The following is a 24,520-nucleotide window of genomic DNA, read 5'->3' as shown; positions in this document are numbered from 1 at the left end:
CACCTCGCAGCAGGGTATTCCGGCTCTTAAAGTCAATTTTTGTCAGTCAACCAGCTTTGACCCATATCACAGACGCTAGAGCGAACTACCAAACAGAGACAATAACACTGATTCAGCTATTTGAACCTGTCGATAAGCGTCTCAAGCCCACTATCTCTAGCCCCCAAACCAGCGCACACCTAACACTCTGAATCAGCATTTACCCAAGAAATGACAAGCTTGGCCAAAAGCTAAACCAGAACACTAGACCTGCATCAGCCTGGGAACCAAAGACAGTACCCATGAGACGAATATCTACGCATTGATATTCATCTGCATGTCTAAATTAATACACATGGAATTCTGTTCGTCAAGCTTGAACCAGGAAATTTGCATGAAAATTCTGCGTGCTGCCTACAACTTCAAGATCGCTTGAATACTTTTCTCTCTGGACAAGGGCTTGCGAACAGTTTTTGTAGGCTTCCGTGAGCGCTACCTAGTAGAACTTTGATACGTTGCGCTGGCACTAACCCCGTTTGCAAACAGCGCAGTCTAGAAGCCATTCTGGGAAGACCAGTGCTAGAACGGGTATCAGAACAGCTTGAGGGTAGCAGAACAGCATGGCGAATCCGGTTTCGCAGCGGCAGAGTAACTGGTTGAACAGCAAAGCGCTCTGGGCGCAGATGCAGCGGCGGCTTGGCGATTTGGATTCCTCGGAGCCGCCAGAAGATTCGCTGCCGCTGCGGGTGCTGGTGCAGGCGATGGTGATCGTCGGCATCATTGCGGTAGATGTGTCAGCGGCAGACACGACCGATGCATTGGGCGTAAGTCTGTGGGCTGTGCCGATGAGCGCGGTGGGCGGAGCTTGGAGCTGGTCGCGTCGCCGCAGCCGCAATATCCCGGTGAAATTTTGCATTGCGATCGCCATGCTGATTGCGCTGGCGGTCTTTTTTGTGCGGCTGGTGGCCGAGCGCAACGACACGCGCATGGCCCTGGCGGAACTGCTGATCCAGCTTCAGGTCTTTCACAGCTTTGACCTGCCGCGCCGCAAAGACCTGGGCTATTCCATTGTGATTGGGCTGATCTTGATGGGTGTGGCGGCCACTCTCAGCCAGACCTTCTGGTTTGCGCCGCTGCTGATCGCCTTTGTAGCCCTTGGCATTCCGGTGCTAGTGCTAGACTATCGCTCCCAGCTTGGGGTTGCTCCCAAGACGATGCGGCACATTCACCAGAGCTTGCCGCTGCGGCCGCTGGCAGGCGTGCTGGGCATTACGTTGGCGCTGGGGCTGGTGATTTTTGCCTTTTTGCCCCGCCTTCCGGGTTATCAACTGCGGGCGTTTCCGGTCAGTGCGCCCATCCAGTTTGAAGGCCAGTTTGACGGCGGCACGATTATCAACCCTGGCTATGTGCGCGACGGTCGCGCCAGCGCGGGCAGCGGCATGGGCGCAAACGGTAACGTGGAGGGTGGGTCGGGCGAAGTGGATGCAGATTTTTACTATGGCTTTAACCGCCAGATGAACCAAAACCTGCGCGGCTCGCTGACCCCAAAGGTGGTGATGCGTGTGCGATCGCAGTCCGAGGGCTTTTGGCGCGTGATAGCGTTCGACCGCTATACGGGGCAGGGCTGGGAAGTGTCGCGGGATGGCGAAAACGATGTGCAGGTGCTAGAGCGATCGCCCTGGACCTATCGCCAAATCCTGCCCTGGTCAGTGACGCTGAACCAGACGCGGGAAGTGATTCAGACCTTTACTGTGGTTGCAGATTTGCCCAACCTAGTGCCCGCCCTCTACGAGGCCAAGGAGCTTTACTTTCCCACGCGGCAAATTGCCATCGATCCCGAAGGATCGCTGCGATCGCCCATTCCGCTGTCTCAGGGGTTGACCTATACCGTGGTGTCGGAAGTGCCCTTTCGCGATCGCACCTTGTTGCGGAATGCCCCGACTGTCAACCCGTCCAACATCACTGACTATTATCTAGACGTGCCAGCGGCGATCGCCCCCCGCATCCGCCAGACCGCAGAAGAGGCGCTGGCCAAGTCACCCACGCCAATCACCGCGCCCTACGAAAAAGCCCTCTACCTGGCACAATATCTCAAACAAAACTACCGCATTCTGCCCGATCTGCCGTTTTTGGAAGAAAACGAGGATTTGGTCGAGGCATTTCTCTACAAGTACCAGGGCGGCTATCCCGACCACTTTTCTACGGTGCTAACCGTCATGCTGCGCTCCCTTGGCATTCCGGCGCGGCTAGTGGTGGGCTTTGGTGCGGGAGAGTTCAATCCTTTTACGGGCTATTACGTGGTGCGAAACACCGATGCCTTTGCCATGACGGAGGTATATTTCCACAAATATGGCTGGTTTGCCTTTAACCCGATTCCCGGCGGAGACGTGATCCCCACCTCGGTCGAAGAGTCGCAGGTGTTCGCCGCGCTGAAGAAGTTTTGGGAATGGATCGCAGGCTGGCTGCCCTCTCCGGTGTCGGGCTTTTTGAACGGGCTGCTAGAGGCGATCGCCCAGGGCTTTGGCTGGGCCATGTCTACCCTAACTCGCTGGTTTACCCAGGGCTGGGTGGGGCTGCTGACGGGGCTGATGGGCCTCACGGTGGCGGCATTTTTGGGCTGGCTGGGCTGGAGCGGCTGGACGGCCTGGCGCGATCGCCGCTGGTTGAAGTCTCTGGCTCCGGCGGAGGCGCTCTATCAGGAGATGCTGCGCTGGCTCGCCGAACAGCACATTCGCAAGACCCCCAGCGACACCCCCCTGGAGTTTGCCCGCACCGCCCAGCAGCAGCAGCCCGCCCACGGGGAACTCATCCATCAGATTGCTCAGTCCTACGTAACGTGGCGCTATGGCGGCCAGGTGGGTGATTTATCTCGCCTTCGCCAGCGGTTGCATCAGGTGAAACAGAAGGGGCGATCGCTCCCTGCCCGCTTCCGAGGCCCATCGCGCAGAAAAGTTCGATCCTAGAGTGTGCCAGGGGCACTTCCCCAAAGCACCCCCTCGAAACTGGCACGTCTCAAGCCATCCAACCCACACCTTCCGGTAAACTAGGAAGCCGCTACCCAAACGGAGATTCCAGAGATTTAGAGATTTAAGGAGATTGAGAAGATTAAAAATCTGAAATATGCAAATCCCGGTGGAGAATGGGGAATTATAATGTGCGATGCAATATTCAATCTGTGATATTCTCCTCAGATAGTCTCTTGCTGAGACTCTCGCCTGTACCCCGATTCCTCCTGCTGAATGCTTGAGGCATTGCGCTTCATCCACTGGGGGTTGCTTGCACCGCGTTCTCTATCCCGTCTTTTCAGTTCCATCCTACGTTAGAGAGGTCGTTTCCCTTGTCCCGTCGCTATCTATTCACATCAGAATCTGTTACCGAAGGCCACCCCGATAAAATCTGTGACCAGATCTCGGACTCGATCCTCGATGCCTTGTTGACCCAAGACCCCAACAGCCGAGTCGCCGCAGAAGTCGTCGTCAATACGGGTCTAGTGCTGATCACCGGAGAAATTTCCTCCAAAGGCACAGTAAATTACGTTGATCTGGTTCGCCAGAAGATCGCGGAAATCGGCTACACCGATTCAGTCAACGGCTTTTCGTCCAATAGCTGTGCGGTGCTGGTGGCGCTCGATGCCCAGTCGCCCGACATCGCCCAGGGTGTAGACAAGGCCCATGAGCAGCGATCGCAGCGCAGTGAAGAAGAACTCGACGCAATCGGCGCGGGCGACCAAGGATTGATGTTTGGCTTTGCCTGCAACGAAACGCCGGAATTCATGCCGTTGCCAATCAGCCTGGCCCACCGCATCTCGCGTCGCCTCGCTGCTGTGCGAAAGTCGGGTCAGCTCCCCTACCTGCGCCCCGATGGCAAAACCCAGGTCACCGTCATTTACGAAGACGGTCGCCCCGTCGGCATTGACACCATTCTCGTCTCTACGCAGCACACGGAAACCATCGACGACATCACCGACCCGGCAGCGGTTCAAGCCAAAATTCGGGAAGACCTCTGGCAAATCGTCGTGCAGCCCATCTTTTCGGACATCGCTATCAAGCCCGACAGCGGTACGCGCTTTTTGGTGAACCCCACGGGTAAATTTGTGATTGGCGGCCCCCAGGGCGATTCGGGACTGACGGGTCGCAAAATCATCGTGGACACCTACGGCGGCTATTCTCGCCACGGCGGCGGCGCGTTTTCTGGCAAAGACCCTACCAAGGTCGATCGCAGCGCTGCCTATGCGGCCCGCCACGCCGCCAAAAACATCGTGGCTGCTGGCTTGGCAGATAAGTGCGAAGTGCAGTTGAGCTATGCCATTGGGGTGGCGCGTCCCGTTAGCGTCATGGTAGACACCTTCGGCACGGGCAAGATCGACGATGAGCGCCTGCTGGAGTTGGTGAAACAGCACTTTGAACTGCGTCCGGCGGGCATCATCCAGACCTACAACCTGAGCCGACTGCCTGCCGAGCGGGGCGGACGGTTCTACCAGAATGTCGCTGCCTACGGTCACTTTGGCCGCACAGATCTAGATTTGCCGTGGGAGCAGCTTGACAAGGTGGATGCACTAAAGCAGGCAGCGGGGGCACTGCTGTCTGGCATGTTGAGCTAAGTCTTACGCGAGGCAGTTGGCCGGGTGCTGGCGCTTTTCGTCCTGCGCTCGATAGGGTAAAGTGGCATCCTGCCCAGTCAGGTTGTTCTCGCTCTATCGAGTTTTCTACTGATGCCAAAATCGTCGCCAGAGTCGCTGCCAAACCCGCTGCCAAAGCCTCCTCAAAACCATCGCGCTGCGTTTCTATCCCTGCTTTTGCTGACGATGATCTGGGGCTATAACTGGGTCGTGATGAAAATTGGCATTGCCTATGCGTCGGCGCTCGACTTTGCAGCAATGCGGCTGGTGTTAGGGGCGCTGAGTCTATTTCTGGCATTAATTGCCCTGCGAAAGCCGCTAAAGCCCAAGGCCGTACCGGGGACAATTTTGCTGGGACTCATGCAAAACACTGCAACCGTGGGGCTAATTACCTGGGCGCTGGTGAATGGGGGCGCGGGCAAAACGGCCGTGCTGAACTATACAATGCCGTTTTGGCTGCTGCTGTTTTCGTGGATTTTCCTGAAAGAAACCCTGAGGCGATCGCAGTGGTTGAGCGTTGGCATGGCCGTAACGGGGTTGCTGCTGGTGCTGATGCCGCTGGATCTGTCGAGCGGGCTGGGCAGCAAGATCATCGCCGTGGGCGCGGGCATCTGCTGGGCCATTAGCGCCGTGCTGGCGCGGGTGCTGCAACGCGACCAAACGTTAGACTTGCTCTCAATGTCAGCCTGGCAAATGCTGTTTGGTAGCATTCCGCTGGCAATCGCCGCCTGGATGCTTCCCACTCAGCCGATTGTCTGGTCGCCCACGTTCATCGCAGCGCTGCTCTATAATGCCGTGCCCGCAGCGGCGATCGCCTGGCTCCTATGGTTCTATGCGCTAAATAACTTACCCGTGGGCACAGCGGGACTGTCTACGCTGGCGGCTCCAGTGATTGGCGTGCTGGCGGCGTGGCTGCAACTGGGCGAGCGCCCCAGCGGTGTAGAAGGACTGGGCATGGTGCTAATTTTGGTCGCGCTGACGATAAACGCAGTGCAAACCATTCAGACTGAACGACAAGCTAAGAATCAGGTAAAACTGAGCGCCTAATGGACTGATATCGAGTCTCAGATGCCCATCGCGTTCCGTCTTGTATCCGCTTCTACGGAACCCCCTGCCCAAATCCGCTAAGGTCAAAGCAACTTGGGGATAGTGTTATCTGAATCACATTTACTCCCAAAGACCGCGACGAACATCGCAAATCGTTAAACCAATCTGGGGCAGAGTGCAAGGGGCAAAAAGCAATGCGCCTAGAGCAGTTGAAAGCATTTTTGGCAGTGGCAGAAACGGGCAGTTTTCAGCAGGCGGCGCTACGCTGTGGCGTGACGCAATCCACCGTGAGCCGCCAGATTCAATCTCTGGAATCGGATTTGGGAATGTCGTTGTTTCACCGCAGCACCCAGGCCAAGCTGACGGTGGCGGGCGATCGCCTGTTGCCCCGGGTTCGCAAAATCTGCCAGGAATGGGCGAATGCTACCCAGGAACTCGGAGAACTGCGGGCGGGCAAACAGCCAGAACTCTGCGTAGCGGCGATTCACTCCCTCTGCGCCTATTCGCTGCCGCCTGTCTTGCAACAGTTTTGCCAGGATTATCCAGAGGTGCAACTGCGGGTAACGGCGCTGGGGAGCGATCGCGCATTGAAAGTGCTGCGCGATGGGCTGGTGGATCTGGCCATTGTGATGAACAACCGCTTTGTGTCGAATAGCCCGGAAATGGTGGTGGAAGTCCTCTATGACGAACCCATCAAGCTGTTGATGGCGGCCGATCATCCCCTGGCAGGCTACGACGCAGTGCCTTGGGCAGACCTGGCCCGCTATCCACAGGTCGTGTTCAAAGACGGCTATGGGATGCAGCGGATTGTGCAAGAGCAGTTTACCCGCCGGGGAACGCCGCTGCGAGCCGCGCTGGAGCTAAATACGCCCGATGCCTTTCGCGGTGTGGTGCGTCAGGGCGACATGCTGGCGCTCTTGCCCGAATCGGCACTGATCGAGGCTTACGACGATCCGGCGCTGGCCATTCGCCCAATTGCGCCCGATGCAAACACCACCCTGACCGATCCACCCCTGACACGCCAGGTGGTGATGGTGACGACGAGCGATCGCCTGCAAATTCCCCCAATCCGCCATTTCTACAACCTGATTCTGTCCCAACTCCCCCAGCGCATCCGCCAGCAACCCCTGGCTACCACGACCCCCTAATCCCACCCCCTCCTCTCTGGCATGAGCCACGCCTTTAGAGCGCTGCTGCGAAAGGTCGGCAGCGGCCCCCACACCAGCCAAGACCTGACCCGCGAAGAATCTGCCGCTGCCACGCGCATGATGCTGCTGCAAGAGGCAACGCCTGCTCAGATTGGTGCGTTCATGATTGCTCACCGCATCAAGCGCCCTACGGGGACAGAACTGGCAGGAATGCTGGATGCCTATGATGAGTTGGGTCCAAAGCTGCAATCGATTGGCGATCGCCCTGTGCTAATCCTCAATGCGCCTTACGACGGGCGCGATCGCACGTTGCCGCTGAGCCTGGTCACGGCTTTGATTCTGATAGCAGCGGGTCAGCCCGTGATTCAGCACGGCGGCGACATCATGCCCACCAAAGAAGGCGTGCCCCTGGTGACGCTGTGGGCTGGGCTGGGCGTAGACTGGTCGCGCCTGTCCCTCAGCCAGATTCAAGACGTTTTGGAACGCACAGGCATGGGCTTTGTCTACATGCCCACTCACTTTCCACTGGCGCAGGCGCTGGTTGAATATCGCGATCAGATTGGCAAGCGTCCGCCCTTTGCCACGCTGGAACTCATCTGGTCGCCCTATGCGGGGCAGAGCCATGTCGTCGTGGGCTTTGTGCATCCCCCCACCGAAGGCATGGCTCAGGGAGCCTTTGCGCTGCGCGGCACATCGCTCTACACCACGGTCAAGGGGCTGGAAGGAAGCTGCGACCTGCCGCGAGAGCGCACCGCCATTATCGGATTCAGCCCCGCGTCATCGGATACGCTGGAGCGACTGCACCTTCACCCCTACGACTACGGCATGGGCGGCAAAAATGTCCCCTTGACCAGCCCCGCCGCCGCAGTCGAAGCCATGCTCCAGGTGTTGCAGGGCAAACCGTCTGAACTGCGCGAGTCGGTGCTGTGGAACGCAGGCTTTTATCTGTGGCGCGGTGGCAAAGCAGAAACTTTGACAGAGGCGATCGCCCTTGCAGGACAACTGCTCGACCAGGGTTCTGCATGGCAAGCCCTCACCCACCTGCGACAAGCCACCAGCGCCCCCTGCCCCGTTTAGGGTCGGGTTTTTCACAGCTCCTCCCAGATTCTTGCCCCCCATGAGGGGTTAGACTCTCGTGCGGGTTGCAGCGCCATCGGCCTATGCTCGGAATGTGGCTTTCTGGTGTTTTGAGTGGGGTTTTGAGTGCGATCGCCCAGGCGCTTGCGTCAGTGTTTTCACGCAAGCTTCGCGGTCGAGAACCCTACTGCTGGGTTTACTAAACCCTCTCATAAAACACCAGATCGCTAGCAGCAACACGAGGAGTGACCCCTAGGATTTTCATAGGATTGAAGATGCCAAAACTGCAACCCATTCAGCTTGAAGACGGCAGTATTTTGTATGTCGAAGCGACAGACGATATCCAGGCAATTGATGCACCCACGAACGGTGGTGGAACTGGAAACGGATACCCCAATGAATCCTCTGAGGAGGTGTCTCGCACATCAAAAGGATGGAATCGAGGCAACCCCAATACTCAGATAGCGCAGAGCTTCCAAGCCATCGAAAGCACGATTAAGACCTATACGCAGCATACCCTCAATGCTTTTCGAGGGGCTGCAATGGCAGATGTGAAAAAGGTGACGCTGGAATTTGGGGTGAACGTCAGCGGTGTGGGGGGTGTGCCCTATATCGCCACAGGAACAGCCGGTTGCAACATCAAGATCGTGGTTGAGTGTGCTTTTCCCGAACGCACGACCCCGGAACCCCAGACTCAGGTATCCCAGTTGCCCAGAGAAATGCCCCCCTCAGCGAGGATGTCCCCTGCTCGCGAAGCCAATGGAGTTGGTAACGGAGCTAGCCCTAGCCACGCAGGTAGACCCACGCCGCCGCCGCGCCCGATTTCCTAACGATCTATCACCAGATGAGTGTGAGGCTGGTGCGAAACTGATTCATGCTGAAAGAGGGACTCATGCACCGCCAGTCTCCATTCAAACCTGACAGAATTTAGCGCACGGGCGCTCAGCTTGGCCAAGAAAAACCCCCTAGACTCCAGGGGGTTGTTCACTCTTCGACACAAACCAATGTCTTGTGATTAGACCACGTGACGACTTCAGAAAGACACACCCTAATGCTTTGAAAGACCCAGGACTTACGCACTTGCGATCAGTTTTCTGGGTTTTGGACGATTTCTCGCAGGCTGCGCCCGCGAGAAATCGTCCAACTGCGTCAGTCCCAAGACTGCTCCTTGAAATCTTGTGAAACCTATAGAATTGCGTGAAGCGCCTATGCAATGTCCGTCTTGGATACGCTGGGCGGGCGTTACGAGCATCGCTTGTGCCAGTGCAGGGCGACTTGCAGGCTGCGCCGCTTCGGCTACATCATTCAGGTCGCTTACTGCTCGTAGGTGACACCACGATACTTCAGGTTATGGACACCATGCTTCTGCGATGTTGCGGCGTGAATAGCAGTCTGGACTTTGATGCCGCGATATATTCTTTCACCAGGCATAGATGCTACAGAGCCTTCGAGTTTTTCAGGATTGTATTCGTAGCTGGCAAAGCGATAGGTAAGTTGCATGATGACCTCTGTTAGCCGAAGCGTTGATGGTAGACGATTAACGTGAAACGAACTAAGCAGCGTGCTTGAACCGTAAGTCTCGGGTATCAATCAGGTATCAATCAGGTATCAATCAGGTCAGCAAACAGACTATGCAAGTAAGCTAAGCAGATAAGCTGGTAGATACGCTATGTGTGCGAATGCTATCGATTGCTGTCGATATCCGGGAGCGGGAAGGAGTTTTAAGAAAAAAGCAAACCTGAAACAGGGGGGCATTGCGCTGAGGGGGGCTTACTCAATGCGCGTTCAACGGGACGGGTTCAGGTTTGCTGGAAATTTTGCGGGTCAGTTCTGGGGCTAGTTTTGGAGATGAAGCGGTGGGGTTGCGCTAACCGCCTAGCTGCCGTAAGCGACACCGCGATATTTCAAGGGGAATCCAGGCGAGCGTGTGGCGGAGGGATCTGCCGGGTGAACCTTTGCGCCGCGATAGGTCAGATCCATTGATTCCAGGTTGGCTTGGCGGGATGCCTCAAGCTGGGCAGCGGTGTAGGCATAGTTGACGGAGCGGTAAGTGAGTTGCATGGTTGTGTCTCCTTGAGAGTGAGCCAGGAAAGATGCGGTGGGGGCTATCTGGCGTGTTGCTTTATGTCTTAGTTTTATGCTGTTTCCCCAGTCGGGTCGATACAGAAAAGTTAGGGAGTTTTGGCAGGGATGATCCTTAACTTTTGGGCGAAACTTTTGGGCGATCGCCCCCCGCATTCCTTAACTTCCTTGAACGGCACTTCCTCAGGCGGGTCTAGAGACAGGCGGAAATGGGTCGAGATCAGTGGAGATTAGTGGAAATTAAATTTAATAAAATCTTGACATATCCATCAAACGGTAGCTTAAAATACAGATTAAAAGGCTACATTTAAATCAAGGAGCGAGCTAGACCAATCGATCCAGGCAGAATTCGCCAGACAGAATTCGGAGGAGAGGGCGATCGCCCTTCTGAATCCCTACTGCTACCCGCACCCCCAAAAGCGCCCTAAGACGACTTCAGGTTAGGGTTACAATCCCAATGCAGCTCTAATACAGCTCTAATAAGGCTCTAAAAGTCGTTCTAAATGACTGTTCTATACTGCTCATTCCAACGGATAGCGCTTATACAGATTCTCAATTTACACAGATTTCCTAATTGCTCTCGGCAGCTAAAAGCTTCACAAAATTCTTTAGGAGGAACGGATGAGATTAACATATCGGGGTCATGACTATGAACAAGAGCCTGTCCCGCCTATGCAGATGCGAGACTCTGGCTCTGTCGGACTCTACCGTGGACGGGAGCTTCACTTTAGCTATCCCCGTCATGTGCCTGTGCCCCAACCCGTCAATCGGTTGCAGTATCGTGGCGTAGCCTATCAGACAACCGAGACGGGCGAAGTGAATTCGATGGGGCGGGTGGTGCGTCCGGCTGCCCATGCTCAGGCACACCACGCGATCGCCCATGCTCACGCCCGCCTGATCGATCAGCAAGAATTGGCGAAGGTTCATCACCAATACCTGATGGAGCGGTTGCAGCGTCGTCTGGAAGTGGCGCGGGCTAAGGGTGACGACACGTTAATTCGCCAGCTTGAGCAAGAGCAGCATCAGTTGGTGTAGCGCTCGGCGTTTCGATCATGGCGTGAGTTTTTCGTTGCACCATGCCGCGCTACCACACGTCATCGTCTGGATCAGGCTGAGGCTCAGCTTGATAGGAACCCGACGGCTCTGCGGCCTTGCGCGTGGGCTGGAGAAACTTTTCGTAGGGTGAGACTGGAAGCGACGCGGGGGGCAATAGCTCCAACTGGGGCGATCGCCCTTGACCCGTTTGGGCGCGGCGGCGACGCGATACGCCCTCTTCCGTCGTTTCCTCTGCCACCACTTCGTAAAGAATCGCCTGCTTGTCGCCGTCGCCCCGGCGCAGCACCCGCCCTAGCCGCTGAATATATTCCCGGCTCGACCCCGTGCCCGACAGGATGATGGCTACGCGGGCATCGGGCACATCCACGCCCTCGTTCAGCACATGAGATACAGCTAGCGCCTGATACGTGCCCTCGCGGAACTTTTGCAGAATGTCGTGGCGTTCTTTCACGGGGGTCTGGTGCGTCAACGCGGGAATCAAGAATTCTTTGGAAATGCGGTAAACCGTGGCGTTGTCGTTGGTAAACACAATTGTGCGATCGGGGTAGTGCTGGGCCAGTAAATCTGCCAGAACCCGCAGCTTACCTTCGGTGCCCAGGGCGATCGCCCTTGCCTCCCGGTGTGCCAGCATGGCCCGCCGCCCCGACTGCGACTGGGCACTCAGCCGCACAAACTGCTGCCAGCCCGACAGGCTGCCCAAAAACACCTTATGCCGCTCCAGAAATGCATTGCGGGTTGCAATCAGCGCTGTGTAGCGATCGCGCTCCTGCTGCGACAGCTTTACCTTCACCTGCACGATTTCATGGTGCGCCAGCGCATGACCCGAAAGCTCCTCTGCCGTGCGGCGATAGACCACCGGCCCCAGCAGCGTGTCCAAATCAGCGTGGCGTCCGTCGCTGCGGTCGGGTGTGGCAGTCAGCCCTAGGCGGTAAGGGGCGATCGCATATTCCGCAATCACCCGGTTAAAGTCGCTGGGCAGATGGTGACACTCATCGCAAATCAGCAGCCCATAGCGATTGCCCAGAGACTCTGCATGAATCGCCGCGCTGTCATAGGTGGCAACCAAGACAGATGTGCGATCGCGCGATCCGCCGCCCAGCAAGCCCACCTCCGCATCGGGAAATGCCGCCAGCAAATGAGCATACCACTGGTGCATCAAGTCCAGTGTTGGCACGGTGATTAGCGTGCTGCGCGGGGTCACCTGCATTGCCATCTGCGCTAAATAGGTCTTGCCCGCTGCGGTCGGCAGCACCACCACCCCCCGCCGCCCTGCCGCCTGCCACGCGGCCAGTGCCTCCTGCTGGTGTGGATAGGGCTGCCGCTCAAAGGCCACATTCAGGGCGATCGGCTCAAACGCTTTTGCCTCATCGTCAAACGCCGTGCCCTCTGCCCGCAGCCGCTCCACCAAAGGACGATACTGCATAGCAGGAATCCGAAACCGCTCCACCCGGTCATCCCAAGTCGCGAAATCTACCCAGGCCTTGCCCTTGGGCGGCGGATGCAAGATTAGCGTGCCCCGGTCAAACTTGAGGGTTGGCGTGCGGGCCATGCAGTACGTTCGTTTTCCCCTGAGTGATCTGCCCGTATTGTACGCCAGGGATACCATTCCGTTTTAGACTGGAGAATGCTCGGATTTGATGTGCTGTTTTCAAGAAGACCCCTGTGCGAAAAAAGGTTATTGCTGGCAACTGGAAAATGTATAAAACTCAGGCAGAAGCGCAAGAGTTTCTGCAAGGGTTTTTGAAGCATCTGACGGAAACGCCCGACGATCGGGAGGTCGTGCTTTGCGTCCCTTATACCGATCTCTGGCTCTTGTCCAAAAACCTGCACGGGAGTCGGATTCGCCTTGGAGCGCAAAACATTCATTGGGCTGCCGAAGGCGCTTACACGGGTGAAATCTCTGGGCCGATGTTAGCAGAAGCGGGTGTGCGTTACGTCGTCGTTGGCCACAGCGAGCGACGGCAGTATTTTGGCGAAACGGACGACACGGTGAACCTGCGCCTGAAAGCCGCCCAGGAGTTTGGCATTACGCCGATTCTGTGTGTGGGGGAAACCAAGCAGCAGCGGTCTACGGGGCAAACCGAGCCGTTTATTTTTAACCAGCTTGAGAATGATCTGGTGGATGTGGATCAGTCCAACCTGGTGATTGCCTACGAGCCGATTTGGGCGATTGGCACGGGCGACACCTGCGAACCCGACGAAGCGAACCGCGTGATTGGGCTAATCCGTGAGCAAATCGATAACCCCAACGTGCCGATTCAATATGGCGGCTCGGTCAAGCCCGACAATATCGATGCCATTATGGCTCAGCCAGAGATTGATGGTGTTTTGGTAGGCGGAGCCAGCCTGACACCCGACAGCTTTGGGCGCATCGTGAATTTTGGGCTGTGAATTTTGCCCTGAGAATTCGGCAATCCAAAATCGAAAATCCTAAATCGCCAGTCTTAAATCGCGAATCGCTTTAACCGATATCAAAGAGCAAGTTCTCAAACAGAAAGCCCCGCATTGCGGGGCTTTACTAATGGGATCTCGTGTAGTCAATCGTTCATCAACAGGGAACAGTGAACGGACGCTTAGGCTTCTTGCTTTTTGCGGCGGCGACGAGCATACATCAACCCAGCGGCGATCGCCGTTCCAGCCATTGTCGTCGGTTCGGGCACAGCGGTAGACCCCGCCATCACGATGCCGTCGTTACCGCACTCTGCAAAGAGGCTAGCGATGAAGTCGCCCACGGGCAGCAGGCTCCGATCGATGCTGAACCCGAAGGTGTGGTTACCCGTTGCATTGAACTGGCCAAAGTTTAGCCCCAACCCTCTCAGGTCAGCCGCCGCCAGCATGTTGATGCCACCCAGGTAGGTGCCAGACAGCATGTTGGTTTGAGCGGCAGTGTTGTAGCCAAAGTAGGAGTTGTTTGCGGCCAGGTCGCCCAGGGAAGCAGAGCCGCCCACCTTCGCCACTTCGGTTGCGTGTTGCTGGTGGCTGCTAAAGCCAGAGTTAACGCTGGTCAGGCTAGTCGTGGTCACGCCACCGTACAGGCCTAGAGGGCTGATTTGCGTGGTTCTCGTTGTTCTGACTCGGCCTCTGCTGTCTACGGTTTGGGTTTCGGTTACCACTCTCACGTTCGTGTCGTTGGTGCTGTCAAACCGAATCGCGAACAGGTTGCTCTGGGCAGCATTGAAGCTTGCGGTGTTGGTGAAGTTCAGCACCAGATCGCCGTAGCTGATCTTGTTGTTCCGTGCGCCGTTGAGGTCATAGCCATTGAGAGACAGGTTCGAGTTGATGGCAAAGACCACGCGATCTTCTAGAACCCGAAACGCCATGCCAAAGAACTCGAAATCGCTGTTTTGCCCAACGACCAAGCGCCTGTTTTGGGCATCCCACTCGGTGCCATCGTTGAACGAGTCAATAGAATAATTCCATCCCCCCACCTGAAAGGCTTGGGCCTGCGACCCGGTGAGGGCCAAAACGCCAAGCGTTGCCGCAGTGCAGAGGAATGTTTTAAACGCTTTCAGTTTCATAGGTTAAAGAATGCTCTTGTGCGCTAGTGAGTTCGTTGCAGATCGTTTTTCTGCATGCTTAGACGAACCAATTCTGCAAAATTGATCCTTCGCACCCCTTGTATAACAGGATGCACTTTGACCCATGAAGAAAGGACACTATGTAAAGCGATTTTTAACGAAGAAGGGATTTTGTTTTAGGGGTCTTTTGGGGTCTTCTTGCAGTAGATTCGTCAGCTTAAATACGGAGTGATTACCGAGCGATCGCCCTTAATTAAATACAAACGTTTATTCCACAGAATTTACGTAGATCGGCAGGAGGAAACTACTGAGTGGGAAGCCTTTTGTCGCTTTCAGCCTTGATTCTGGGAGGGCTGGCCCTCGTAGCTATGCGGATCTAGCGGGCGATCGCCTCTGTAAAATCCCTTTGGTCTCCATCCTGTAGCCCAGTGAGGAAAGACGATCTTCTCTAGTCTTGAAAACCGAACTCACTCAAATTTTGAATTCGATAGATTAGGAGTGTCAGTAAGTCCCGCAGGAAACCAGAATGAGGGGCTGAAGAATTACCCATACTCTGACAATACTCTGAGGGAGATGAGCAATATGGCATTAGTTCATTGGGTTCCTTTCCGTGAATTAGAAACCCTGCAAAGAGACATGAACGAACTGCTGGATGTGTTTAATCTGGAGGGCGATCGCAAAGCAGGACTCCGCACCACTGTGCCCGCAATTGAGTTACAAGAAACGCCCGATGCGCTGGTGCTCAAGGCTGAAATTCCGGGTGTAGATTCCAAAGATCTGGATATTCAGGTGACTGCCGAAGCGGTTGCGATTAAAGGCGAACGCAAATCGGAAACCCACACCGAAGAAAATGGCATCAAGCGCTCTGAGTTCCGCTATGGCTCGTTTAGCCGCGTCGTGCCGCTGCCCAGCCGCATCCAAAACGACAAGGTCTCTGCGGAATACAAAGACGGCATTCTGCACCTGACCCTGCCCAAGGTAGAAGCCGAAAAGAACAAGGTCGTGAAAGTGACGCTGGGATAACGAGACTGCGTTCAGTTGTGTTAGTTCTGCCGATTAATCCTTGCAAGGTAGCTTGAGTTGATTCGTCCTGCTCCGCCACTCTCCCTTTTGAGGATGGCGGAGTTTTTTGCACGTTCTGGCAATTTTCCCCAGTGCCATCACCAACGACATGGCTGGAAACGCCGCAACTGCTTGACTAGCAAGCCAAAATCGCCAAGCCAAAATCCAAAATCGACATGCCTTACCTTCTGCGTACAATCGAAGGAAATGTTGCATGGAAACGTCTCATGAAACCGAACATTTTGAGTTGGGCTGGGGCCCTCTTGGCGATCGCCCTTCCCGCCGAACTCGCCCTCTCTCCCCCATTCGCTGCTACGGCAGTGCAACTGGCAGACGGCACGGTGTATTTCGAGCAGCCACCCAGCCTGATCGACTACGGAACGACTCGCACGACGACCTTTGCGCCAAACCCGACCTACTATTTCACCGTAACGCTGCCGCCGAATGCAGGCGAACCCCTGCAACGAGTTACGATTGAGCAGCGCGACAGCAGCACCTTTGCCCGCTGGGTTGATTATCGACTGGAGGCGACCCGTGCGTTTGTGGGCACGCGAAATCGGCAGGGCGATCGCCTCTCCCTGGGTTCCGTCGCCTATGACCGCGATACCCAGACCCTCGCTGTCATATTCGATCCGCCCCTGCCGCCGGGAACCACCGCCACCCTGGCCCTGCGCCCCAGGCGAAATCCCCAGCTAGACGGCACTTATCTGTTCCGCGTGGTCGCCTTTCCGCCAGAACCAGACAACGGCAGCGCCCACGGCCAGTTTCTCGGCTTTGGCCGGTTCCACTTCGATCGCCCAGAGTTTTTCCGCTGGGGCGATCGCTGGTGGTAGCCTGAGCGCTTCTCTAGTCGAAAAGCCCCTACTCAATCGCGCCGCCGCAGGAGCTGCCTGCCCCGGCTGTGCAGCCAAAGCAGTGTCTTGCCGTCACAATTTCTCGCTGCGCCAGCAGGTCGGGATGAAAGTCGTGAACCGTGGCGGGGCGATCGCCCGCTAGCTGCACGGGCAGTTCCAGCATTTGGTTAAAGTCGCAATCAAACAGGCGGCCATCCCAGGAAATCGACAGCGTATTACGGCACATCAGCCCAGAAATCGTCGCTGGGTTAAACGCATTCACCAGCACTTCCAGATAGCGCTCCAGATTGCCCGACTGCTCTAGCCATTCCAGATAGCGAGAAATGGGCATATTGTTCAACGCGATCAGGCGATCGAAGGTTACGCCGTGATTCTTCAGCAATCCAGCCTTCCATTCTTGCTCCATCTTGACCTGGCTGCCCGCCAAAAACGCTCCAACCGGATTCGACATCAGCGTCAGCCGCCGCTTCGCATCCCCCTGGCCATAGCCCGCTGCATTCAGCCGCCGCAGCGCCTCGATGGATTTCTCGAAGGTGCCGTCGCCGCGCTGGCTGTCGGTGTTGAACTGGCGATAGTGGGGCAGCGAACAGACCACCTCCACACCCCGTTCCGCCAGCCATTCGGGCAAATCTTGCAGACTGGGAATCAGCAGCACGGTGAGGTTGCAGCGGTCGATGACGTGCTTGCCGCGCTGCACGCATTCCTCTACTAAGTCACGAAAGTGCGGGTTTAGTTCCGGTGCGCCGCCCGTGATGTCTACCGTGTGGGCGGTGGTTTGGTCGAGGGCGCGGAGGCAGGCCTCGATCGTGTCGCGGGACATCATCTCGTGGCGGTCGGGGCCGGCATCAACATGGCAGTGGCGACAGGTCATGTTGCACAGCTTGCCGACGTTGATCTGAAAAATTTCCAAAGTTGCCGGGCGGAGCGAGGGCCAGCCGTGCTGCTGCAATCGAGTCGCAAAATCAGCGCGATTCGCGAAGCGATCCCTACGGGAATCGCCCTCTAGCGGCACAGACTCTAGCGTCTGTAGCTGCTGCTGGGGGTTGGCCAAGGGCGATCGCCGCCGTAGCAAAGAGGTCGTGGGCTTCGGGCCAGCGCTTTTATTCTCCAGATCCAGCGCTTGCGAAATCCGAGCGGCGATCGCCCCCGATGCGCCCGCAGGGGTCAATTCAGCATCATCAAACATGGTCAAACTTCCCTTTTCAAACTTACCCTACATGGCCAACTGCTTAACGTGGTCGAGCATCTGCATTCCATGTACGAGCGATGCACCGCCCCGGATTGCCGTCGCCACATGCAGCGCCTCCGTCATCTGTTCCAGATCTGCGCCCTGCTGGAGGCTTTCTTTGCTGTAGGCATCAATGCAGTAGGGGCATTGCACCGCATGGGCCACCGCCAGCGCTATCAGCGCCTTTTCCCGCGCCGATAGCGCCCCATCTGCAAATACTGCGCCGTAATAGTCAAAAAACTTTTTCGCTAGCTCAGGGCTACCCTCTGCCACCTGACCAAAATTGGGCAAATGTTCGGCTTGATAGTAATCACTCATGGGGGAAATGTTCAATTAAAAAGCTTGAATGGTTAACCAAAACGGCTAGACAAATAAGCCGCCACCCCACCCGCAGTCTGCGGACAAGCTGACAGCACCAGATGAACTGTGAGCATTCTATCGAGTCCTGGCAGGTCTTGCACGAATCTAGCTAGCCCACCTGAGATCTGACTGAAATCTGGCTAAGAGATATCTGAATCCTTGGAGAGCATCCGCTTCGACGTGGCCTTCCCAAAGTAGCCCCAGGGGGAATGCGATCGCCCGCTTCCCGTTTCCAGAATGGACTTAACGCAGGATGCATCTTTGCCAGCGCTATTCCTGAATTCGAGAGCGTCATACATCCTGTCGAGTTCAACAGACTTTTATGACACATCCTTCTCCGCAAGAGCCGACCCCAGACCGCGCCAATATGACCGCGACGGGTGGAAAAAACGTCACCCAAGTCGGCGGCAACATGACCACCACCACCACGACCAACTACAATTTCGTCTTTTTTCTAATTGGGCTGCTGGCTCTGGGCGGACTCGCTTGGGGGCTGAATGTGGTCTTTGGCCACAACGAAGGCGGCAACCCGTCCCAGCAGCAGGTTCAGCCCGCTTCCCCGTCCGCCGAACCGTCTCCCCAGCCGTCTCCGTAGAAACCCGACAGACGCGACCGTTTCCCACAACCATTGTCCCCAACGGGAGGAAACGCTCATGCAAACCAAACCCCCAGTGCCCAATCCCGCCGCTGCCCAGGTTGCCCATGCAGGCAAAAATCTGATCCAGGTGGGTGGGGACTACATTCGCTACATTCACTTCAACTTCAAAACGGGAAACTGGGGCGTGGCGATCGCCAACCTCGCTATCCTGGGCCTCATTTTTTACGGACTGGCAGAAGGCGTGACCCGCGCCACCGCCGCCGCCACGGCCCTGGTGTCGCCGCCGCCCGACCCCGACCAGTTTTGCAGCAGCGCCACCCAGCAAATCGACACGCTCAATCAGGAACTCGACCAACTGCGGCAAGATATCCGCGCCCTCCCCGCCGTGCCCGGCCCGCCGGGCCCCCAAGGGCTACAGGGCATTCCCGGTGAACCTGGGCCCATCGGCCCTGTCGGCCCGCCGGGACCTAGAGGCGAACCTGGCCTCCCTGGCGAACCCGGCCCCCAAGGAGAGCGCGGCCCCCAGGGAATCCCCGGCGAACCTGGCCCTCAGGGCCCGCGTGGCGAACCCGGTTCCCCAGGAGACCGCGGGCCGCAAGAGTTGCCCGGTGGGCGGGATTCGTCGCCCATCGTGCGCTAAAGCGGCCTAACGTAATGTGCAGCGTTCAATCTGCCCTCATCCCACAACCCCTTCTCCCGATGTAAGAGAAGGGGAGCAAGCAAGAGAGGCTTACTTGTTTACTCAGGCTTATCTAACTCGTTTCGCTTACTCGGTTTTCTAACTCAGTCTGCCGGACTGCACTCGATGGCTTTGAGGCTGGCAATATTCGGCTTTTGTGTTTGTTTCAAACCATTGGCAAAAACTCAGCTTATCTTCAGGAATCTGAAAACCTTCCAGGATATAACGTCGTACAACGGGTTGTGATGCTTGTAAAATCAGACCCGTCTGAAGACCCATGAGGCGATCGCCCATTCGGAAATCCAGATACAGCGTTTTTGAAGCTAGTGAGGTACGCAGAAGGTTACGAAACCTTCGTCTTTGCGGGACAGCGCGTATCTCACCCCGCAAGAAAATGCTGTATTGGTTGCTGCTGGCGCTAAGTTTGTCTGCTGCGCTGGCGATCGCCACTCAGCACGTTAACCTCCCCGTTTTGCTAGCCAATCTCTTGCTATGGGTCAAAAATCTAGGGACTACGGGCATTCTCGCCTTTATCCTGATTTACAATCTGGCGACGCTGCTGTTCATTCCAGCATCGCTGCTGACCCTGGGGGGTGGGGCGCTGTATGGCATTGTGTGGGGCACGGTATATGTGCTGCTTGCCTCAAAGCTGGGTGCGGTGTTTGCCTTCCTGATTGGGCGCTATGTGGCTAGGGGCTGGATTTGCCAGTGGATTCAGGCACATCCCCAGTTCAAAGCAATCGATGCGGCGATCGCCCGAGAAGGGCTGAAGATCGTATTTTTGACCCGCTTATCGCCCCTCTTTCCGTTTAACTTACTGAACTATTTATTCGGGATTACCTGTGTTTCTCTAAAGGATTACGTTATTGGTTCCCTGGGGATGATCCCAGGCACCTTCCTGTATGTTTATTTTGGATCGTTGGTTGGTGATGTTGCAGCGCTGCATATGCCAATCGATATGCCCGAAACCGTCAGCTTCCCTATGCAAATGCTCCATTGGGCAGTCAAGCTTTTGGGTTTGCTTGCGACAATCGGAGTCACCGTTCAAATGACTCGTATTGCTCGGCGATCGCTCAGCCAAAGCCTAGACTCCAACCCGTCCAATCTTCACAGTCCTGCCTCCAGAGAATCTAGCCATGACTCAATTCATTAGCCAGGAACCCGCGCTTCAGCCGCTGGATGAATATAACCAATCGCTGATGTCCTATGTTCATCCGCCCGACTGGGTAAACCCAACGCCCGCCCCTATGTATGACTTGGTGGTGATTGGCGCGGGAACGGCAGGGCTGGTAGTAGCCGCAGGGGCCGCAGGGCTGGGACTGGGGCTGAAGGTGGCGCTGATCGAGCGCAGCCTGATGGGGGGAGATTGTTTGAATGTGGGCTGTGTTCCGTCGAAGTGCATCATTCGTTCCTCGCGGGCAGCGGCTGACATTCGGGATGCGATGTCGTTTGGTGTTTATTCGCCTGAGCAAGTTGAGGTGGACTTTGCGGCGGTGATGCGGCGGATGCGAAAGATTCGTGCGGGGATTAGCCATCATGACTCGGCGGATCGCTTTCGTAAACTCGGTATCGACGTGTTTTTGGGAAGCGCAGAATTCGTGAATGAGGGGGCGATCGCCGTCAATGGCGCTCAGCTCCGGTTCAAAAAAGCCGTCATCGCGACAGGGGCGCGGGCTGTTCGTCCCAAAGTGCCGGGACTGGAGGAAGCAGGCTACCTGACAAATGAAACCGTGTTTTCGCTCACCGAGCGACCCAACCGACTGGCAGTAATCGGCGGCGGACCGATTGGCTGCGAACTGGCGCAGGCGTTTCACCGATTGGGCAGCCAGGTGACCATTCTGCACAAGAATTCACACCTGCTCGACCGCGAAGATGCCGACGCAGCAGAGATTGTGCAACAGCAGTTTCTTCAAGAAAATATCGATCTGGTGCTGGGTTGCAGGCTGGAGCAAGTCGAGCAAACCACCGCAGGCAAAGTAATCCAGTACAGCCAGAATGGCGTGGTTAACAAGGTGGTGGTAGACGAGATCCTGGTGGGGGCGGGTCGTGCGCCCAATGTGGAAGGGCTAAATCTGGAAGGGGTGGGTGTGAAATATGATTCGCGCAAGGGCGTTCAGGTTAACGACTACTTGCAAACCACAAACCCGCGTATCTACGCCGCTGGCGACATCTGCATGGACTGGAAATTTACCCATGCCGCCGATGCTGCGGCCCGCATTGTCATTAAAAACACGCTGTTTGCCCCCTTTGGGCTGGGGCGCAGCAAGCTCAGCAGTTTGGTGATGCCCTGGGTAACTTACACTGATCCCGAAATTGCCCACGTTGGGTTGTATGAACAGGAAGCGCAGGCTAAGGGGTTTGATACGAACGTCATCAAGATTCCCTTTTCTTCGGTCGATCGCGCTCTAGCGGACGGCGAGACGGAGGGCTTTGTGAAAATCATGCACAAGCGCGGGTCGGATCAAATTTTGGGGGCGACGATTGTGGCGCGTCATGCGGGGGAAATGATTAGCGAAGTGACGCTGGCGATCGCCACCAAGCAGGGACTCAGCGCCCTCTCCGGCGTGATTCATCCTTATCCCACGCAGGCTGAAGGCATCAAAAAAGCCGCCGATGCCTATCGCCGCACGTTGCTCACGCCCCGCACGCAGACATTCTTGAAGCTGTTGACGAAGTTTAGCTAGGAAAGCATGTCGATTGTGAATTTTAGATTGGTGATTTTGGATTGATAGACCGTCCATCCCAAAATCCAAAACCCAAAATCCAAAACCCACTCCCCGATGCTCCTCTCCTCCACTCGCCTGCTAAGGCAAAAGGACACCCTATGATGGTTTTACGATCAGTCCGACGAAATCGAGCGTTGCAACGGATGGTTTGGTTTGTCATGAGCGCGATCGCCCCTTTTTTGCTAACGTTCCCGGTGCTGGCTCAGGAGGCTGCAACGTCTGGCGGATTCAACCCCCAAGAGCTGTTGCGAAACGCTTTGCAGTGGGTTGACGGGCTGGGCGTGGTCGGCGGGCTGGTGTTCATTGGGATCTACATCATCGCGACCGTCGCCTTTTTGCCGGGGTCAATTCTGACGCTGGGCGCAGGTGTGGTGTTTGGCGTGCTGTGGGGGTCGCTCTATGTATTCATTGGGGCAACGCTGGGGGCGATCGCCGCCTTTCTGGTGGGTCGCTATCTGGCACGGGGCTGGATCAGCCAGAAAATCGCAGGAAACCAGAAATTTGCAGCAATTGATGCTGCCGTTGCCCATGAGGGCTTCAAGATCGTGCTTTTGACCCGGCTTTCGCCGGTGTTTCCCTTCAATTTGCTGAACTATGCCTTTGGCGTGACGGGGGTTTCACTGCGGGACTACGCGCTGGGGTCGATTGGAATGATCCCCGGCACAATTATGTATGTCTACCTCGGCTCGCTGGCGGGCGACTTGGCGCGAATTGGCAGCGAAGGACAGCCTACAAATGCGACGGTGCAGTGGGCAATTCGGATAATTGGCTTTATCGCAACGGCGGCGGTGACGGTATATGTGACCCGCGTCGCCCGCCAAGCCCTAGCCGAAAAGGTGAGCGAACCCGTGGGCGATCAGGAAGTGCGGCTGTAGACCGAAGCCGTAGCCTATTACGCAGCAGCCTATTACGCAGTCGGGGATTGACCCGTCGTGCGATCGCCCTTTCGATCTCCCAGAGTCTTTACAGAATTGGGAACGAACAGCCGACACTCACTATCCAAAATCGGCAATCCAATATCCAAAATCGGCAATCCAAAATCCCAAATCCCTATCCCCTTCTCTGCTGAGAATGATGCAAGATTGTAGAGAAATTATTCCCTTTGTGTATTCCTGGTATTCATGTTTGCATCCTTCAAAGCTCTGCCGGGTTGGTTGCGCCTGTGGATTTTATTTCCCCTTGGGTTTCTCAATCTCTGGCTATTGCTGTTGCTGATTGATTACCTCAGCCCGTTTGTCAGCATTCTCGGCTCGGCTGCGATCTTTGCATTTTTGCTGGATATTCCGGCACTGGAACTGCAAAAGCGGGGAGTGCCGCGGGGCTGGGCGATCGCCCTCGTCCTCAGTGTGTCGCTGCTGGTCTTGACGCTGGTGGCGGTGACGCTCGGGCCGCTACTGCTACAACAGTTGAGCGCTCTGGTGGCCAGCCTGCCGCAACTGATCGACTCTGGCAAGCTGCAACTGCGGGCACTGCGGGAATGGGCGATCGCCCAAAACTTGCCGATCCAGCTTTCTGACCTACTGAATCAGACGATCAACCAATTGGGCAGCGTGTTTCAAATTGCGGGCAGCAAGCTGCTGGGCATTTTGACCGAAACCATCACCAGCCTGATCAATGTGCTGTTCTTTATCGTGCTAACGATTTTCATTCTCGTGGGTGGCGAGGCGGCCTGGGATGGCATCTTTAGCTGGCTGCCCGCTCCCTGGAACGAAACGCTGCAAGACTCAATCCAAACGACTTTTCGTCGCTACTTTGGCACGCAGGCAATTTTGGCAGGTATTCTCAGCGTGGCGCAAACGGTGGGGCTGCTGGTGTGGGGGGTGCCCTACGCAGCCCTGTTTGGCGTGACGATGGGCCTGGCGACACTGATCCCCTACGGCGGTGCTGTAGCTACGGTGGTGATTAGTATAATTGTGGCGCTGCAAGACTTTGGGCAGGGCGTGCGGGTGCTGATTACGGCGATCGCCATTGGCCAGGTCAACGATATTCTCCTCTCGCCCCGACTCATGGGCGAAACCATTGGGCTGAACCCCATCTGGCTGATTGCGGCGCTGTTTCTCGGCGGCAAGGTTGGCGGCGTGCTGGGGCTATTGGTGGCTGTGCCCATTGCCAGCGTGATCAAAAGCACTGCCGATCAAATCCGTCAGCCAAAGACCCCAATTCCGCCCAATCTATAGGGAGCATGTCACCTTTTCTATAAGAAATTATGCTTAATCAACCGGCAAAGGGGAACCAATTCATTCATTGAGATAAGCACAACGATGAGCTAATACTTGTGGGGGTGATGCCTTTTGGTAAAGGGCAGAGGGAACTTTGAACCTGCCCCGTTCTGCGAGCTTTTCCTCCTCCAAAATATGCATACGACCGCGTTACCTTTTTTCCCTGTCCTTTACGATAATCCACTACCGAAATTTTCGATTGGGAATTGGGGAGTTTAGATTGGGGAGTTTGGATTTTGGATTGACAGACTCGGCCGCCAAAATCCAAA

At 56.1% G+C, this 24,520-nt stretch carries 22 protein-coding genes; 16 read left to right on the top strand and 6 right to left on the bottom strand.

Going from position 1 to position 24,520, the window contains the following annotated elements:
• Positions 1-662 precede the first annotated feature (662 nt).
• From IGS16_RS07835 to IGS16_RS07810, 6 genes are all read left to right on the top strand, one after another.
• The gene (locus IGS16_RS07835; RefSeq protein ID WP_367185756.1) at positions 663-2,942 is read left to right on the top strand and encodes a DUF3488 and DUF4129 domain-containing transglutaminase family protein; all 2,280 of its coding nucleotides are present in this window, start codon (positions 663-665) and stop codon (positions 2,940-2,942) included.
• Between the two features lie 374 nt (positions 2,943-3,316).
• The gene (gene metK, locus IGS16_RS07830) at positions 3,317-4,579 is read left to right on the top strand and encodes a methionine adenosyltransferase (RefSeq protein WP_297084801.1); all 1,263 of its coding nucleotides are present in this window, start codon (positions 3,317-3,319) and stop codon (positions 4,577-4,579) included.
• Between the two features lie 111 nt (positions 4,580-4,690).
• A complete protein-coding gene (locus IGS16_RS07825; protein WP_297084798.1) occupies positions 4,691-5,644 on the top strand; it encodes an EamA family transporter in 954 nt (317 codons plus the stop codon).
• A 194-nt stretch (positions 5,645-5,838) separates the two neighbouring features.
• A complete protein-coding gene (locus tag IGS16_RS07820; protein WP_297084796.1) occupies positions 5,839-6,792 on the top strand; it encodes a LysR family transcriptional regulator in 954 nt (317 codons plus the stop codon).
• Positions 6,793-6,813: 21 nt separating this feature from the next.
• On the top strand, positions 6,814-7,869 hold the full coding sequence (locus IGS16_RS07815; RefSeq protein ID WP_297084794.1) for an anthranilate phosphoribosyltransferase family protein: 1,056 nt from the start codon (positions 6,814-6,816) through the stop codon (positions 7,867-7,869).
• A 275-nt stretch (positions 7,870-8,144) separates the two neighbouring features.
• Positions 8,145-8,699, top strand: a complete 555-nt coding sequence (locus IGS16_RS07810) for a CU044_2847 family protein (RefSeq protein WP_297084792.1) — start codon at positions 8,145-8,147, stop codon at positions 8,697-8,699.
• A 484-nt stretch (positions 8,700-9,183) separates the two neighbouring features.
• Here the strand turns inward: IGS16_RS07810 and IGS16_RS07805 are convergent, their stop codons facing one another.
• Positions 9,184-9,369 (bottom strand): DUF4278 domain-containing protein, encoded by a 186-nt coding sequence (locus IGS16_RS07805; protein WP_297084791.1) that lies wholly within the window; start codon positions 9,367-9,369, stop codon positions 9,184-9,186.
• A 375-nt stretch (positions 9,370-9,744) separates the two neighbouring features.
• The gene (locus IGS16_RS07800; protein ID WP_068511385.1) at positions 9,745-9,930 is read right to left on the bottom strand and encodes a DUF4278 domain-containing protein; all 186 of its coding nucleotides are present in this window, start codon (positions 9,928-9,930) and stop codon (positions 9,745-9,747) included.
• Between the two features lie 642 nt (positions 9,931-10,572).
• Between IGS16_RS07800 and IGS16_RS07795 the strand changes: the two genes are divergently transcribed.
• The gene (locus IGS16_RS07795) at positions 10,573-10,986 is read left to right on the top strand and encodes a DUF4278 domain-containing protein (RefSeq protein WP_297084787.1); all 414 of its coding nucleotides are present in this window, start codon (positions 10,573-10,575) and stop codon (positions 10,984-10,986) included.
• Between the two features lie 49 nt (positions 10,987-11,035).
• Here IGS16_RS07795 and IGS16_RS07790 read toward each other — a convergent pair whose 3' ends face one another.
• Positions 11,036-12,556 (bottom strand): DEAD/DEAH box helicase family protein, encoded by a 1,521-nt coding sequence (locus tag IGS16_RS07790; RefSeq protein ID WP_297084785.1) that lies wholly within the window; start codon positions 12,554-12,556, stop codon positions 11,036-11,038.
• 113 nt (positions 12,557-12,669) lie between these two features.
• On the opposite strand from IGS16_RS07790, the gene tpiA reads away from it, so the two are divergent.
• On the top strand, positions 12,670-13,398 hold the full coding sequence (gene tpiA, locus IGS16_RS07785; protein ID WP_297084783.1) for a triose-phosphate isomerase: 729 nt from the start codon (positions 12,670-12,672) through the stop codon (positions 13,396-13,398).
• Between the two features lie 182 nt (positions 13,399-13,580).
• On the opposite strand, the gene IGS16_RS07780 is transcribed toward tpiA, so the two are convergent.
• Positions 13,581-14,525, bottom strand: a complete 945-nt coding sequence (locus tag IGS16_RS07780; protein ID WP_297084781.1) for a PEP-CTERM sorting domain-containing protein — start codon at positions 14,523-14,525, stop codon at positions 13,581-13,583.
• 582 nt (positions 14,526-15,107) lie between these two features.
• On the opposite strand from IGS16_RS07780, the gene IGS16_RS07775 reads away from it, so the two are divergent.
• Both IGS16_RS07775 and IGS16_RS07770 read left to right on the top strand, forming a co-directional pair.
• On the top strand, positions 15,108-15,548 hold the full coding sequence (locus IGS16_RS07775) for an Hsp20/alpha crystallin family protein (protein ID WP_297084780.1): 441 nt from the start codon (positions 15,108-15,110) through the stop codon (positions 15,546-15,548).
• 266 nt (positions 15,549-15,814) lie between these two features.
• Positions 15,815-16,420, top strand: coding sequence for a DUF2808 domain-containing protein (locus tag IGS16_RS07770; RefSeq protein ID WP_297084778.1), 606 nt, complete (start codon positions 15,815-15,817; stop codon positions 16,418-16,420).
• Between the two features lie 28 nt (positions 16,421-16,448).
• Here IGS16_RS07770 and arsS read toward each other — a convergent pair whose 3' ends face one another.
• Entirely contained in the window at positions 16,449-17,627 is a 1,179-nt protein-coding gene (gene arsS, locus IGS16_RS07765; protein ID WP_297084776.1) for an arsenosugar biosynthesis radical SAM (seleno)protein ArsS, read from the bottom strand.
• Positions 17,628-17,654: 27 nt separating this feature from the next.
• Complete coding sequence (locus IGS16_RS07760) at positions 17,655-17,987, bottom strand: arsenosugar biosynthesis-associated peroxidase-like protein (protein ID WP_172357478.1); 333 nt, start codon at positions 17,985-17,987, stop codon at positions 17,655-17,657.
• Positions 17,988-18,351: 364 nt separating this feature from the next.
• Here IGS16_RS07760 and IGS16_RS07755 point away from each other — a divergent pair, with 364 nt between their 5' ends.
• The 6 genes from IGS16_RS07755 (at position 18,352) to IGS16_RS07730 (ending at position 24,209) form a co-directional block, all read left to right on the top strand.
• On the top strand, positions 18,352-18,624 hold the full coding sequence (locus IGS16_RS07755) for a hypothetical protein (RefSeq protein WP_297084774.1): 273 nt from the start codon (positions 18,352-18,354) through the stop codon (positions 18,622-18,624).
• Between the two features lie 58 nt (positions 18,625-18,682).
• Positions 18,683-19,267, top strand: coding sequence for a hypothetical protein (locus tag IGS16_RS07750; protein ID WP_297084772.1), 585 nt, complete (start codon positions 18,683-18,685; stop codon positions 19,265-19,267).
• Positions 19,268-19,700: 433 nt separating this feature from the next.
• Complete coding sequence (locus tag IGS16_RS07745; RefSeq protein WP_297084770.1) at positions 19,701-20,459, top strand: TVP38/TMEM64 family protein; 759 nt, start codon at positions 19,701-19,703, stop codon at positions 20,457-20,459.
• Positions 20,443-21,990 (top strand): mercuric reductase, encoded by a 1,548-nt coding sequence (locus IGS16_RS07740; RefSeq protein ID WP_297084768.1) that lies wholly within the window; start codon positions 20,443-20,445, stop codon positions 21,988-21,990. The genes IGS16_RS07745 and IGS16_RS07740 overlap by 17 nt, the downstream gene beginning before the upstream one ends.
• Positions 21,991-22,175: 185 nt before the next feature.
• The gene (locus tag IGS16_RS07735) at positions 22,176-22,907 is read left to right on the top strand and encodes a TVP38/TMEM64 family protein (RefSeq protein ID WP_297084766.1); all 732 of its coding nucleotides are present in this window, start codon (positions 22,176-22,178) and stop codon (positions 22,905-22,907) included.
• 246 nt (positions 22,908-23,153) lie between these two features.
• A complete protein-coding gene (locus IGS16_RS07730; protein WP_297084764.1) occupies positions 23,154-24,209 on the top strand; it encodes an AI-2E family transporter in 1,056 nt (351 codons plus the stop codon).
• Positions 24,210-24,520: the final 311 nt, after the last annotated feature.

This window comes from Thermoleptolyngbya sp. C42_A2020_037, assembly GCF_015272455.1.
Classification (GTDB): Bacteria; Cyanobacteriota; Cyanobacteriia; order Elainellales; family Elainellaceae; genus Thermoleptolyngbya.
This window is presented reverse-complemented; position numbering and strand designations above follow the sequence as displayed.

Excerpts from the sequence above, each read along its gene's own strand:
- IGS16_RS07770 (WP_297084778.1), top strand. The coding sequence starts at position 15,815 with ATGAAACCGAACATTTTGAGTTGGGCTGGGGCCCTCTTGGCGATCGCC.
- IGS16_RS07805 (WP_297084791.1), bottom strand. The coding sequence starts at position 9,369 with ATGCAACTTACCTATCGCTTTGCCAGCTACGAATACAATCCTGAAAAA.
- IGS16_RS07825 (WP_297084798.1), top strand. The coding sequence starts at position 4,691 with ATGCCAAAATCGTCGCCAGAGTCGCTGCCAAACCCGCTGCCAAAGCCT.
- IGS16_RS07810 (WP_297084792.1), top strand. The coding sequence starts at position 8,145 with ATGCCAAAACTGCAACCCATTCAGCTTGAAGACGGCAGTATTTTGTAT.
- IGS16_RS07790 (WP_297084785.1), bottom strand. The coding sequence starts at position 12,556 with ATGGCCCGCACGCCAACCCTCAAGTTTGACCGGGGCACGCTAATCTTG.
- IGS16_RS07800 (WP_068511385.1), bottom strand. The coding sequence starts at position 9,930 with ATGCAACTCACTTACCGCTCCGTCAACTATGCCTACACCGCTGCCCAG.
- IGS16_RS07780 (WP_297084781.1), bottom strand. The coding sequence starts at position 14,525 with ATGAAACTGAAAGCGTTTAAAACATTCCTCTGCACTGCGGCAACGCTT.
- IGS16_RS07745 (WP_297084770.1), top strand. The coding sequence starts at position 19,701 with ATGCTGTATTGGTTGCTGCTGGCGCTAAGTTTGTCTGCTGCGCTGGCG.
- IGS16_RS07835 (WP_367185756.1), top strand. The coding sequence starts at position 663 with ATGCAGCGGCGGCTTGGCGATTTGGATTCCTCGGAGCCGCCAGAAGAT.
- IGS16_RS07760 (WP_172357478.1), bottom strand. The coding sequence starts at position 17,987 with ATGAGTGATTACTATCAAGCCGAACATTTGCCCAATTTTGGTCAGGTG.
- IGS16_RS07735 (WP_297084766.1), top strand. The coding sequence starts at position 22,176 with ATGGTTTGGTTTGTCATGAGCGCGATCGCCCCTTTTTTGCTAACGTTC.
- IGS16_RS07820 (WP_297084796.1), top strand. The coding sequence starts at position 5,839 with ATGCGCCTAGAGCAGTTGAAAGCATTTTTGGCAGTGGCAGAAACGGGC.
- arsS (WP_297084776.1), bottom strand. The coding sequence starts at position 17,627 with ATGTTTGATGATGCTGAATTGACCCCTGCGGGCGCATCGGGGGCGATC.
- IGS16_RS07750 (WP_297084772.1), top strand. The coding sequence starts at position 18,683 with ATGCAAACCAAACCCCCAGTGCCCAATCCCGCCGCTGCCCAGGTTGCC.
- IGS16_RS07740 (WP_297084768.1), top strand. The coding sequence starts at position 20,443 with ATGACTCAATTCATTAGCCAGGAACCCGCGCTTCAGCCGCTGGATGAA.
- IGS16_RS07755 (WP_297084774.1), top strand. The coding sequence starts at position 18,352 with ATGACACATCCTTCTCCGCAAGAGCCGACCCCAGACCGCGCCAATATG.
- IGS16_RS07775 (WP_297084780.1), top strand. The coding sequence starts at position 15,108 with ATGGCATTAGTTCATTGGGTTCCTTTCCGTGAATTAGAAACCCTGCAA.
- IGS16_RS07795 (WP_297084787.1), top strand. The coding sequence starts at position 10,573 with ATGAGATTAACATATCGGGGTCATGACTATGAACAAGAGCCTGTCCCG.
- IGS16_RS07815 (WP_297084794.1), top strand. The coding sequence starts at position 6,814 with ATGAGCCACGCCTTTAGAGCGCTGCTGCGAAAGGTCGGCAGCGGCCCC.
- IGS16_RS07730 (WP_297084764.1), top strand. The coding sequence starts at position 23,154 with ATGTTTGCATCCTTCAAAGCTCTGCCGGGTTGGTTGCGCCTGTGGATT.